Source organism: Maribacter sp. (assembly GCA_020629415.1).
In the GTDB taxonomy this organism is placed as follows: Bacteria; Bacteroidota; Bacteroidia; order Flavobacteriales; family Flavobacteriaceae; genus Maribacter; species Maribacter huludaoensis.
Window position 1 is genome coordinate 51,941 of record JAHDDL010000003.1, and the last position, 13,494, is coordinate 65,434.

Consider the following 13,494-nt stretch of genomic DNA (forward strand, 5'->3'; position numbering starts at 1 on the left):
TGATTAGTTAATATGAATGGGTAAGTTTTTATAAATTCAAAGTCATAAACTTCATAAACAAATGGCATCAAGAAGAAATTTTATTAAAAATACATCACTGGCTGGTTTAGGGCTTATGGCAGTACCTAGTTTTGCCCGTAAAAATTTTAGCCTTGAGGATAAATTGAATGTTGGGCTAATAGGTGTAGGGCTAAGAGGGACCAATCATTTGCAAAATTTATTACTTAGAAATGATATAAACGTAACGGCTATTTGTGATATAGATGAAAATAGGATTGCCATTGCCAAAAAGTATATTGCAGATGCAAATGGTAAAGAACCTAAGGTTTTTGGTTCTAATGATCTGGACTATAAGAACCTGTTGGCCCTAAAGGATGTTGATGCGGTAATCATTGCGACCCCGTGGTTATGGCACACCAGAATGACGGTGGATGCCATGGAAGCGGGAAAGTACGCAGGCGTGGAAGTTTCTGCGTCTAATACTTTGGAAGAGTGTTGGGATCTGGTGAATACGCATGAACGTACCGGTACCCATATGATGATTCTTGAGAACGTAAATTATAGGCGAGATGTATTGGCCGTTCTAAATATGGTAAAGCAAAATGTATTTGGTGAAATGGTTCATTATAGATGCGGATATCAGCATGATTTGCGTCATGTAAAGTTCAATGATGGTAAAACGGCCTATGGTAAAGGTGTTGAATTTGGTGAAAAGGGTATTTCTGAATCTAAATGGCGAACGGAGCATTCTGTAAAGAGAAATGCCGATGTTTACCCAACACATGGCTTGGGGCCGGTTGCTGTAATGGCAGATGTCAATAGAGGTAATAGATTTGTATCTATGACTTCACATGCCACGAAAGGTATTGGCTTGCATAATTATATTGTTGACCAGGGAGGAACACAACACCCAAATGCAAAAATTAAATTTAAACAAGGTGATGTTATCACCACTACCATTAACACGGCCAACGGTGAAACCATAATCATTACCCATGACTGTAATTTACCAAGACCGTATTCTTTAGGTTTTAGGGTGCAAGGTGCAAACGGCCTTTGGGAGGTTGACGGAAGCCGTATTTATGTGGAAGGCAAGTCTGAACCACATCAATGGGATGATGCAAAACCATGGTTAGAACAATATGATCATCCACTTTGGGAAAAGTATGGAGCGTATGCCTTAAATGCAGGTCATGGCGGTATGGATTTTTTTGTGCTAAATTCTTTTGTAGAATCCGCTAAACAGAACATTGCACCACCATTAGATGCGTACGATGCCGCGGCATGGAGTGCTGTAACACCACTCTCGGAAGTTTCGATCGCCAATAATGGCCAACCCCAGGATTTCCCTGATTTTACTAGAGGACTTTGGATAAAAAGGAAGCCATATCACTGGATGAAAGAAACGTACTAAATCTAACTTGCCTTAGCTTCGTTAAAGGTCTTCCTATCATCAAATTCGCCCTTTGCAATCGTCATTTTAGATTTCTTTTTTGATAATCTGCGAGCTATTTTACGTTCTCTATCAGCTCTGAAACTGGTAGCTTTAAAAATATCCGGAGCAAAAGAGATCGCTAAAACAATGGCGCCCAATCCAAGTAGGGTAATAGGGTTTATAAAATACTCGCTGAATGAAAATATACCTATGATCAAAAGCGTTGAATAGGGTAGGGAGCAGGCCAATATGTTCAAACCGAAGTTAACATCAAATGTTGGGTTTGGCTGTTCATCTTTCTCTTCCATAGACTGTATGGCACTCATATGAGCAAATGGCCAAAAGCTACAGGCACTTTGTGGAAATACTACTAATAATAATATCATAGCCGGCGTCATAGCTGGTATGGCATAAGCAAAAATGCCGCTGAGTAAAAATGCCAGACCCATTCTACGGAAAAGCATAGAGATGATCAATTTAAACTCTCCTTTGTTAATTCTTACCGCCATACCAATGAATAAGAGTACTAGCGGAGTCATCAAATCTTTAATACTTAGCGCTGTATTTTGAAAAAATGCTGGTAATGACGATAAATCTAACCCAAAACCTAGCATTAACAACCCTACTACGATTACTATGTTTATAGGTTCATTGATCAAGGATATGAAAAGACCTTTTAGCTTGGCAGAAGATGATTCATTTTTTTCAATTACAGCATTTTTACGATACCAATGCATGGCCAACATGTAAAGCAAAATCAAAACAAAAATTTTGTTTCCAATATCTGCAAGTGCGGCCAAAGCCAAGGTGTCGTCACCTAAATAAGCTACGATAAACGGAAAACAGGAAAGACCAGGTGCAGTAGATGGTAAAAGCATCATCAAGGTCCTTTTTTTACTTTTTTCCTCTTTATGTAAAGAGGCCGCCAAAAAATATTTTGTTGCCAATAACATAAGAAGATTGAATGTTAAGGCGGCTAATGGGAACACAAGCAAGGTTCCGTTAAGTTCTATTTTTAACAAGGCTACAAATATAGTAGCTGGTAGTGCTACGCTTAAAATAAGAACCTTAACACCTTTTAAATCTTGCTTTGCCACTTTCTTCTGTAGTAGTACGCCAAGACCTATTATGAGTATTAATTCTAGGGTTTTTTGTAGTGCAAAATTCATCTTTGGAGTGTTTTGGTTTGAGGTGGATCTATAAACTATGAATAGTCCGTAGGAGTTGATTCAGGATTTTTGTGTCAAGGCAATTATCCAATCTTCCAACTCCTGGACTAATTCAAACTTAAACTAGCACTTTTTCAAGGGCAGCTGTAAACAGCTTCATTTCGTCCATGGTACCCATGCTTACTCGGCACCAGTTTTTACCATAGATTTCAAAAGCTCTAACGCCAACACCTTCGGCGGTCATTTTTTCTAAGAAAGGCTTACCGTCCATTTCTATTGGGAATATGATAAAACTTGTAGAAGACGGTACATACTCGAAACCTAATCTATCAAGATTTTCATACACATATTCCCTACATTCCTTATTCAGTTTTCTGGACTTATTCTTGAATTCAATATCTTCCATACTTGCCATTGCCGCATATACGGATGGAAGCGATATACCCATACCGCCACGCGTAATTTTTTGGATAATGTCCAAGGTTTCCGGTTGGGCAACTACATAACCTACACGTAGACCTGCCATACCTTGGATTTTAGAAAATGTACGGGCTATAATAACATTTTTACCTTCGTTGATAAGCGATACCATACTCTTTTTTGCTGCATCGTCCAAAAAGCCCAAATACGCTTCGTCAACAAATATTGGAGTCTTTTCAGATACACGTGAGCAGAAATCTATTAGTTCTGCATGATCCGTCATGCTACCCGTTGGGTTATTGGGGTTACAGATATAAACCAATTTTGTGTCTTCATCTATTGCCGCTTCCATTGCCGCTAAATCATGAGACCAATCTTTTTTTAGTGGAACTGGTTTCCACGTAGCGCCGGTTGCCTGTGCCACTTTAATCAAAGACATGTATGCCGGGTCCGCAGAAACAATGTTTCCTCCATTTTGGAAAAATACCATAGCGGTTTTTTCCAAAAGATCTGAGGAACCGGGACCCATCATAATATTCTCTTGTTTTACACCTTCTTCTACGGCTATCTTATCCATAAGCTGGTAGAGCTCTTTCCAAGCATATCGGTTTCCTTTTGGTGCATATTTTTGCATGGCGGAAACGGCCATTGGCGAAGGTCCGTATGGATTTTCATTTGCATTCAGTTTTGCTGCAAGTTCCAATGGTTGTGATGGTGCGTATGGTAAATACTCTTTAAAAAACGGAGTGTATGGTATGTTGCCTTTTGCATCTAACGCAATAGGTTCTGATGGGAAAGCACCATAGGTCAAATAAGGTGCCGCCATTACACCTGCGGCGGTAAGAACCCCTTTTTTAAGCCAATCTCTTCTGTTTACATTTGTTTTCATAATGTGCTATGTTTAAGTTAAAAGTTTCTAGTTTGTTTCAACAGGAACGGCATTTGCGCCAATATTTCCTTCAGCTACCACAGTACTGTCTTCTGGACTTAAAGAAATGCTTACGTGAGCATCCAATGAATCGATTGTATCGTAGAACGAGGAGTCTGCAATAAGAAAAAACTTGTTTGCCGCCAACTCTCCGGTAGATCCGTCTACGTCATCCAGTGAAATAGATACTGTACTACCCATGCCAACGGCACCATCAATTATAACGGCCGGGTGTAGCGTATCTTCAATAGTGTTGTAAAGTGATATTTGTACCAAGGTCTGGTCCAGGTCAGTTTTCCAAAAAACGATCCTCCCGTAGACATTGGAACCCATTGGGTCAGTTGAATCTATGGTATATGCAGTGTAGGTGTCCAAAGTGCCACCACCTTCGGCTACCTCTTGAGCTGAATCTAATCGCTCTAGATCACATGAACCGAATGTTATTAAGATTACAGTTAGTACACTTAACTTTTTTATATATGTCTTTATCATTTTCTTAATTTTTAATATTAAACATCAATTAGAAGCTTAGTGTAGCCCTTACTGAATAAAAAGCACCTAGAGAACCTTGCTGAGCATTACCATATAGGTAAAAACCTCTTTCTTCTGATCGATATAGATCTGGATAATTATTGAAAATATTTTGTCCGGTAAGGGTAAAGGCCAAATTTTCAGAAGCTTTATATGTTAATCCAAGGTCAGCGGTAAGCTGGGCTGAAAATGTTTGGTCAGAATAACCTTGTTCTCCAACATTTGGGAAGTTGGCATCGGTCAAGGTGCCAATTCCGTCATCTATTCTAGCAATTTCCCCAAAATAGTTACCTCTTAACATTCCTGACCATTTTCCTAAGCTATAGGTAGCCGATGCAATAAACTGCGTATTTGGTACACCTTGCTCATATGCACCTATTACGGCACGGTCAATATATAGGTCTTCTAGTTCTTGATCGGTCAATTCCGTATTCAGGTCAGGAACGTTTGCGCCTTCAAAGGTTCTGTCCGATAGTAATCCGGAAACGTTTAAATTCAACATTCCTTCGCCAACTCTATCACTGTAATTGGCTACTATTTCTATACCTTTTGTACTGATATCACCACCGTTGATCCTAAAACTTGCCAAACCAGAACCTATTAGTGGTTCTAAAACCGGGGCATCAGATGCGCTGAAGTTACCAGTGCTGAACAAACGGTCTTTAATATCAATTTGAAAGGCATCGATACTAAGATCCAATTTTTTAAAAAGCTTTGCGGTAATTCCCAGACCAATGTTGGTAGATCTCTCTTCTTGCAGCTGCTGAATGCCAATAGTTTTTGCGACTTGACTACTATTTGGATATAGAGTTCCATCAAACGGTTCTAAATCAACAAAAAAGGTAAATGTATGTGAGTAATTTAATTCTTGTAATGAAGGTGCTCTAAAACCATTACTGATAGATCCCCTAACTGATAAGTTATCCGATATAGAGTAACGAGTGGCAAACTTTCCTGTAAAAACCCCACCAAAGTCAGTATATTGTTCAGTACGAAGTGCACCACTTACAAACCATTTGTCCGTAACATCTAATTCCAGGTCTAAATAAAGACCGGTAACCGATCTAAACGCATTTGCCTCGTTCTCAGGTGCAAAACCTCTAAAACATTGGCAATTTGGACTGTATTGTAATACAGGATATGAGCTAACACCTGCAAATGGTAATACAAGAGGTGCGCCATTGGCATCAACAAGTGGACTTCCGTCCAAACCTTCCAACGGGAAACCATCAGGTCCTATAAGTGGTTGATTGTCTTCTGTTGCGGTAACAAAACCCGCATCGCCAGCAGCGTAACTTTCTTCCTGTCCTCTTTCAATAATATAATTCTCAATTCTAAATTCTCCTCCTATTGCTATGTTTAGTCCAGATAGGAAATCTGGATAATATCTTGAAAGATCAAAATTGGCCGTGTTCTGTGTGAATTTGTGGGTTCCCAGATCCATTTCTGTTGGTGAAGCGGATTGTAGACTGGCGTTGAATGTATTAAACTGCCCAAGTCTTTGTGTGTTGGTGCCGAAGGTATTGCTGAAATCAAAGTCCCAATCGCCTAATTTTCCTTTAACACCACCTGTAAAGGCCAAATTGGTTTGCTCATTGGTCATTTGTGGTCTAAAACCGTTTGGATACAAGTCAAAATTGAAACGATCGGTTTGTGCTGATCTTCGATAAAAACATCCAAATAGCTGTCCAGATTTGTAACCAAAGTCACCAAAGGAATAAAAGCTGCTTTCAGATGTTTCAGAAAGTGGTATTTCCAGGTCATAGGATACTACGCCCAATACACTTGGTGATAAACCTGCAAAGGTTGATATATCTCTTGCGGTAAGGCCACGTGCGGCAAGTAGACCTGCATCTGTCTGTAATTCTGCCGCAAGTGCAGCGTCTCCAGCTGTTTGTGCTGCCAAAAGTTCTGGGTTGGTTATTATAGGGTTACCTTGTGCATCTGTTCGTTCATTGTTCAGGTAAGAATCGCCATAAGGTGTAGCGCCACTAATATTGGGGCGTATGGCGGCTTCATTTTGTCTGTAGGTTCCTGCTACGTTAAGATATCCGCCGTTTTCAAAAGAGGTTCCATAGTTAATTCCAAGTTGATGTGTTATACCATCTATTCCATCGGTATCGTTTAGTAAAGCTTGATCGGATTCACTAATGTTGGAATCACTGATATCCGGGTTAGAGTTGGTATAAAAACCGGCAGTGTAGTTTGCCGTAAATTTATCGGTACCTTTTCTAGTAACTATATTGATCACCCCGGCGATAGCGTCAGACCCATATTGGGCAGAGGCACCATCACGTAACACTTCCACGCGGTCAATGGCATCCAAGGAAATGAAATCCATATCAACTGAGTTTGCAGATCCACCTGTTGCAGAACTTATCAATTGAGCTCCACTATGGCGTCTTTTACCGTTTACCAATACCAATAATTGATTGGGACCCAAACCTCTTAAGGAAGGAGGTGTAACCGAAGCGCTTAAGTCGCCACCTTGGGATCTAACAGCGGTAAAAGATGGTGCGGACGCCACAAGTAATTGACCAACATCCAATTGTGGCATATTAATGGCCTGTTTGCTGACGCTTATTACATCTACAGGAGCTGCGGTCTGTAATTTTGTTCTTGATTGCCCTCTGGAACCTACCACAACGGTCTCCGTTAATTGCTGTGCGGATTCTTCTAAAGTAGCGTTGATCGTGGTTTTGCTATTAACCGGTATTTCTAATTTGGCGTATCCAATGAATGAATACACTAGTGTGGCATCACTTGCCGCGGTAATAGAGTATAGTCCGTCAAAATCTGTAATTACCCCTTTGGTAGTGCCTTTTACCATAACGTTAACGCCGGGCAAGGGACCTTGTGCATCTGATACTTTACCGTTAATTGTAATTTCCTGTGCTTGTGCTATGAAAAGTGTACATAGTAACAAGAAGGATAGTGTTAGAATTTTCTTCATAATCATGTGAGTTTAGTTGTTGCTCAATGGTGCACCTACCTAATAGCGATCCTATGGTTAGAAGGAGCGCTATTGGGGGAATACCTTATGCGTAAAAGAAAAGTTCCGGATACTTTACAGGTCAATTGATCATGTTATTAGGTGACCAAATGACTTATACAATATTATAAATTGTTAGAGCAAATTAAAAATAGCTGTAACTCGTTAGCTATTGATTATGAATATGTTGTGAGGGTGTTATTTGAATTATCGACAGTTTTTTTAATAAAATCTATCATTAATTCAGTTTTTTCATTTTTTAGAATTGGAAATGTGCTAATCTGGTATTATTGTGTAAAAATGTGCTTTTTATGTAATTAATAATTTGATTAGAGAAAAATAAACAAAACATCAATAATTGGCTTTTTTATTGCTTTATTATCACTAAAAATTAGATTATTATAAATTAAATTTGTTAAAAATGCTTAAAAGCCTATAATAATTCAACGATAATTCAATATTTATTGAAATAGCCGTTTAAACCTTTAGCACAGATGAGAAACAAATTAGATCAGGTTGATTTCAATATTTTAAACATTTTAGCTGAAAATGCGCAAACTCCATATACGGACGTAGCCAAAAAATTGATCGTGTCTCCCGGTACGGTTCATATGCGTATGCGAAAAATGAGAGAAATGGGATTGATTACCGGAGCGACACTTAGTTTGGATTATGCAAAGATGGGCTGGAAGATGACTATATTCTTAGGTATTTTTTTAAGTGAGATTAGTCTCTTTAAAAAGGTAATGGCTCGTCTGAACGAGATAGAGGAAGTGGTTAAAATTCATCATGTAACGGGCAAATATGATGTTTTTATAAAAATGCATGCAAGGGATAGTTTTCACTATAAGCAAGTTTACCAAGACGAAATTCTTAGCATATCCGGTATACGCGGTATAGAATCTTTTATTTCTATAGAAGAAAATTTAGAACGCCATATTAGATTTGTGGAAGTTGAAGAAGATTGATTATATCAGTTTCATTTCTGTAGGATTCCAGTGTACAGGTTGTTTTCTTGTATAGCTTTCATTTGCCAAAAGTGCCGCGCCTGCTGCTCTAAGTCCAAATTTTGGGTCTTGTATTACTTTTACATTTTCTCTTATGCTGGTAAAAAAATTAAGAAAATGGTCATAATGTGCTCCTTTATAGGTGCCAGGTGCTTGCCAAGTAGTTGATCCCGTGGCTAAACTACCAGCTCTATTACTTAATTTTTTTGATGCAAAATCTTTTCTGATCAAAATTTCGCGGTAATCTCTTGTCACAAAAATATCATTGCCCCAAAGTTCTTTTGCTCGCTCTAATCGGCCTGTATATAAATCACATGCCGCAACAATTTTTACACCTGTTACTTGTAATGCTGCTTGGGTATCATAAATACCCTGTATACCAGAACCAATTAAGGTAATGTTTATTTGGTCGTTTATATTAAACTCTTCTTTAACGTAAATTCTTTGTAAAAGTATTTACTGTTTTGTAGCCGTTGATAATAAAAAAGGTGACGTACCTAATGCTGCTGAAGTTATAGATGCACGTTTTATGAACGATTTTCTTGAGTTGTTCTGACCCATATTTTGTTATTCATTATAAATTATGGTTGTACGCTATTAAAATTACCTAAAAATATTGTCTATTAGACATATCGTTTAAACATATTCTTAGGTTTTTGGGATAGGGATTTCCTGTTTTATGGTCGTTCACCTAAGTAATCTGCCAATTGGCAACATTTATGATTTTAATGGCATTAAAATTTTCAAGAACAACGTAATTTTGCATTCGCTTAAAAAAGAGATTTGTTAAAAGATATACTTATTGCAGCACTTTGGAGCATCTCCCCATTAGGAGAAGCCAAGGTAGGTATACCTTATGGTCTTCTACAGGGAGGTAATATTTACGTAATCTTCGTGGTCTGTTTTTTGGCCAATGTGCTTGTTTTTCCAATTATGATGTTTTTTTTAAACACGGTCAATAGGTATTTACTTAGATGGCATTTTTATAAGAAGAATGCAATATTTGTGGCAAGACGGGCAAAAACTGGTTCTGGGGATCAAATTAAAAAATACGGATTCTTCGGTCTTATATTTTTTGTGATGTTACCTGTGCCCGGTACCGGGGTTTATGCAGGTAGTATTGCCAGTTATTTGTTTAAAATTGAAAGAAAAAAAGCTTTTTTAGCAAATACTATTGGTATATTTTTATCTTCTTTGATTGTTTGGGCAACTACTTTGTTGACCATGAAGGGAATGGCATAAATTTTAATTTCAAAGATTTTTTATCCATTTATTTTGTGAATAACTATACCTAATATTAATTTCATTAACAGACATTGCCTTTTAAATTTGTAGCTTTTTTAAGCTATGGATACCCTTAAAATTGGTGATAAACTTTATAATGTTGAGCAGAATGGGTTCAACGATTTTGCGCGATATTCTTTTTCTGAAGTTGTGCGACTTACCGAAACTTTAGCGGTTTTAAAAAATGGTGTAAGACTCATAAATAGACCTAAACAGTCATACATTGTAGAAGATGTTGGCTATTCCGTGAATAGGAATAAAGGTACGCATTGGCATATTGTTTCTTTAAAAGCCATACGAAATGCCCAAATTGAAAATGAAAAAATTAAGGTTCATGATTGGTTTGAGGAAAAGCAATTTACTTTTAAAGAGAAGCAATACATCTATAAATTGTTCCACTCTAATGAGGGAAAATAATATGTAAAAATAGCTTGGTTTTTATAAGAAATGAAAAGGTCGTTTTTTAATTGAAAAACCTTTACTACCTTTACGGCGTTGTGTTGTGTCTCAAAGAAATTTGAGGCAATTGTGTTTATCGGATTTAACCGATAGAACCCAATGAAAGGCTTTCCATTAAGGGAGGCTTTTTTTGTTTTTAGTCATTTATAACTTGTGGATTACATAGTGTATCAATGATGCCGCTAATTTTGCCGTTTGGTCATCAATATCATACTTTGGATTCAATTCTACCACATCCAATCCTATTAATTTTCCTGATTCTATTATAAGTTTAAGACTTTCAATTACAACATCTGGGGAAAAACCCATTGGGGAAGGTGCGCTAACGCCCGGCGCAAAAGCTGAGGAAAAACCATCTAGGTCTATGGTGGCATACACATAATCTACATCTTCTAGAAATTGAATTATCCTTAGTTGTACATGTTCAAGGTAGTTCATGTTAAAGTACTTCTGAAAAAGGTAGTTGACTTGGTGTAGCTCTGCAAATTCAAATAGATCTTTTGTGTTTGCATCTTTTCGTATACCTAAAGCCATGTACTTTATTGAATCACTGTTTTTGGCATGATCAAAGGCAATTTGATAAAATGGTGTTCCAGAGTTACTACCATTGGTATTTGCCCTCAAATCAAAATGAGCATCAAAATTTATAATTCCTATTTTTTCTCCGGATTTTATATGTTGACGTAACCCGTTATAATGCGCGTAGGCTAAGTCATGACTACCGCCTAAAAGGACTGGTGTGGTTCTATTTTCTATGAAATAATTTACTGCATTGGTACATTCTATTTGCAGTTCTTCTAAATCTTGATTAATACATTGCAAGTTTCCAAAATCTATCAATTGCGTATCTTTAACTAAATGATTGGGCATTTTACCCAATTGTCTACGTATGGCATCCGGACCCAAAGCTGAACCGATTCTGCCATGATTTCGCCTTACTCCTTCATCGCTACTATAACCCAACAATGCAAAAGTTTTATTCGTTTTAAAAGGAAATGGCTCATTGAGGTTAGAAAATAAAACTTTTTCGTGCAGATATAGCTGTTGGTCAGATGATCGACCAAACCAAGTTTCTGGATTTGCTAGCTTATAATTGAACATATCATTCTATCTATAGGAATTATGAAATAATAAACTACCCAAAACAAGGATAATCTAAATTCTAAATATGGGTTATATTACAACGAATAAGTAATATAAATCTTACTTTTATATAGCGTTAATTGTGATGAATTACTGTTAAACTCATGAAGTTATAATATTATAATCTAAAACAGATTGTCTACATGCTTGTCTGCCACTAGGTTAGGTATGGTAACTTTAAGAGTTTTTGTTCTTTCCATTTCTCGTTGTAATGCAAACATTGCTTCTTTGTTTCTTGCCCAGCTTCGTCTAGCAATACCATTGTTGACATCATAAAACAACATGTTTTTTAATTTGCACTCTGCATCTGTAGAGCCATCTAGTACCATACCGAATCCGCCGTTGGTGACTTCGCCCCAGCCTACGCCACCACCGTTGTGTATAGATACCCAGGTTGCACCTCTAAAGCTATCGCCAATGACATTGTGTATGGCCATATCTGCTGTGAATTTACTGCCGTCGTAAATATTACTTGTTTCTCGGTATGGAGAATCGGTACCGCTTACATCATGATGGTCGCGTCCTAAAATTACCGGAGCACTTAACTTTTTGTCTTCAATTGCCTTGTTGAATGCCAAGGCTATTTTTGCCCTTCCTTCGGCATCGGCATATAAAATTCGAGCTTTGGAACCTACCACTAACCGGTTTTGCTCAGCTTTAGAAATCCATTTAATATTATCTTCTAATTGTTGTTGTATTTCTGATGGAGCGTCTTTTTTAATCTCTTTTAGCACTTGTAAGGCAATGGCATCTGTTTTTCTTAAGTCTTCCAATGTACCAGAGGAGCAAACCCATCTGAACGGTCCAAAACCATAATCAAAACACATGGGTCCTAATATATCCTGTACGTATGACGGATACTTAAAATCTATATTGTTCTCTGCCATTACTTCTGCACCTGCTCTTGAGGCTTCGAGTAAAAAGGCATTTCCATAATCAAAAAAGTAAGTACCTTTTCTGGTGTGTAAGTTTATAGCGATGGCATGTCTTCGCAACGATTCTTGCACTTTCGTTTTAAATGCCTCTGGTTGCTTATTCATCATTTCGTTAGACGCTTCAAAGGTTAACCCAACTGGGTAGTACCCTCCTGCCCATGGGTTATGTAAAGAGGTTTGGTCAGATCCTAGGTGAATGAATAATTCTTCTGCAAAAAATCGTTCCCATACGTCTACAACATTGCCAATAAAAGCCAATGATACTATTTCTTCTTTGTTTTGGGCTTCTTTGGTTCTTTTTACTAAATCATCAAGGTTGTCTATTAATTCGTCTACCCAGCCTTGTTCGTGTCTTTTCTTTGCGGCAAGTGCATTCACTTCTGCACAAATGGTGATGCATCCGGCAATGTTACCGGCTTTTGGTTGTGCGCCGCTCATTCCGCCTAAACCTGCAGTTAAGAATATTTTTCCGTTGGCATTTTCATCCACCTTCAGTACTTTTCTAAATGCATTCATTACGGTAATTGCAGTGCCGTGCACTATACCTTGCGGACCAATGTACATATATGAACCCGCGGTCATTTGACCATATTGGGTTACACCAAGCGCATTGTATTTTTCCCAATCGTCTTGTTTAGAGTAATTGGGAATCATCATTCCGTTGGTAACGACAACTCTTGGGGCATCTGCTGATGAAGGAAACAAACCCATAGGATGACCAGAATAGATATGCAAGGTTTGCTCCTTGGTCATTTCAGATAAGTACTGCATGGTCAAAAGATATTGCGCCCAATTCTGAAAAACGGCACCATTGCCACCGTAGGTAATGAGTTCTTGTGGATGCTGGGCTACCGCTGGATCTAAATTATTCTGGATCATTAACATGATCGCTGCAGCATGACTAATCCGTGCCGGATATGCTGATATAGCTCTTGCATGCATATCATAATCTGGCTGAAAACGATACATGTATATTCTACCATATTTTTGTAATTCCTCTGCAAATTCAGGTGCGAGAACGCCATGCCAGTCTGCCGGAAAATAGCGTAGCGCATTCCTGATCGCCAATTTTTTCTCATCTTTTGAGAGTATTTGCTTTCGGTTAGGAGCATGGCTTACCGTTGAAGAACGCTCCTTTCTTGGAGGTAATTCTGTAGGTATTCCCATTTGTATCTGCGCTTTGAAATCCAT

At 38.0% G+C, this 13,494-nt stretch carries 11 protein-coding genes; 4 read left to right on the plus strand and 7 right to left on the minus strand.

All coding sequences use genetic code 11. The features are described from left to right. Nucleotides 1–61 precede the first annotated feature (61 nt). Nucleotides 62–1,414, plus strand: a complete 1,353-nt coding sequence (locus QZ657_RS02315) for a Gfo/Idh/MocA family protein (RefSeq protein WP_291964715.1) — start codon at nucleotides 62–64, stop codon at nucleotides 1,412–1,414. Between the two features lie 2 nt (nucleotides 1,415–1,416). On the opposite strand, the gene QZ657_RS02320 is transcribed toward QZ657_RS02315, so the two are convergent. The 4 genes from QZ657_RS02320 to QZ657_RS02335 all read right to left on the minus strand — a co-directional run bounded on the left by QZ657_RS02320 (nucleotide 1,417) and on the right by QZ657_RS02335 (nucleotide 7,436). After that, a complete protein-coding gene (locus tag QZ657_RS02320) occupies nucleotides 1,417–2,604 on the minus strand; it encodes an AEC family transporter (RefSeq protein WP_291964716.1) in 1,188 nt (395 codons plus the stop codon). Between the two features lie 118 nt (nucleotides 2,605–2,722). Beyond that, nucleotides 2,723–3,913 carry a pyridoxal phosphate-dependent aminotransferase gene (locus QZ657_RS02325; protein ID WP_291964720.1) on the minus strand — a complete coding sequence of 397 codons (1,191 nt, stop codon included), beginning with the start codon at nucleotides 3,911–3,913 and terminating at the stop codon, nucleotides 2,723–2,725. A 27-nt stretch (nucleotides 3,914–3,940) separates the two neighbouring features. After that, the gene (locus tag QZ657_RS02330; protein WP_276471469.1) at nucleotides 3,941–4,444 is read right to left on the minus strand and encodes a hypothetical protein; all 504 of its coding nucleotides are present in this window, start codon (nucleotides 4,442–4,444) and stop codon (nucleotides 3,941–3,943) included. 28 nt (nucleotides 4,445–4,472) lie between these two features. Next, nucleotides 4,473–7,436, minus strand: coding sequence for a TonB-dependent receptor (locus QZ657_RS02335; protein WP_291961332.1), 2,964 nt, complete (start codon nucleotides 7,434–7,436; stop codon nucleotides 4,473–4,475). Nucleotides 7,437–7,969: 533 nt separating this feature from the next. Here QZ657_RS02335 and QZ657_RS02340 point away from each other — a divergent pair. After that, entirely contained in the window at nucleotides 7,970–8,443 is a 474-nt protein-coding gene (locus tag QZ657_RS02340; protein WP_276471471.1) for an Lrp/AsnC family transcriptional regulator, read from the plus strand. Here the strand turns inward: QZ657_RS02340 and QZ657_RS02345 are convergent, their stop codons facing one another. Then, nucleotides 8,444–8,737: a hypothetical protein gene (locus QZ657_RS02345; protein ID WP_291964722.1), complete on the minus strand. Its 294-nt coding sequence runs from the start codon at nucleotides 8,735–8,737 to the stop codon at nucleotides 8,444–8,446. Between the two features lie 528 nt (nucleotides 8,738–9,265). Between QZ657_RS02345 and QZ657_RS02350 the strand changes: the two genes are divergently transcribed. Then, on the plus strand, nucleotides 9,266–9,724 hold the full coding sequence (locus QZ657_RS02350; RefSeq protein WP_276471473.1) for a COG2426 family protein: 459 nt from the start codon (nucleotides 9,266–9,268) through the stop codon (nucleotides 9,722–9,724). A gap of 105 nt (nucleotides 9,725–9,829) precedes the next feature. After that, a complete protein-coding gene (locus tag QZ657_RS02355) occupies nucleotides 9,830–10,183 on the plus strand; it encodes a pyruvate kinase (RefSeq protein ID WP_276471474.1) in 354 nt (117 codons plus the stop codon). Between the two features lie 186 nt (nucleotides 10,184–10,369). Here QZ657_RS02355 and hutG read toward each other — a convergent pair whose 3' ends face one another. Next, a complete protein-coding gene (gene hutG / locus QZ657_RS02360; protein WP_291964724.1) occupies nucleotides 10,370–11,326 on the minus strand; it encodes a formimidoylglutamase in 957 nt (318 codons plus the stop codon). Between the two features lie 167 nt (nucleotides 11,327–11,493). After that, the coding region (locus QZ657_RS02365) for a urocanate hydratase (protein ID WP_291964725.1) at nucleotides 11,494–13,494 on the minus strand (2,001 nt) is incomplete at its 5' end.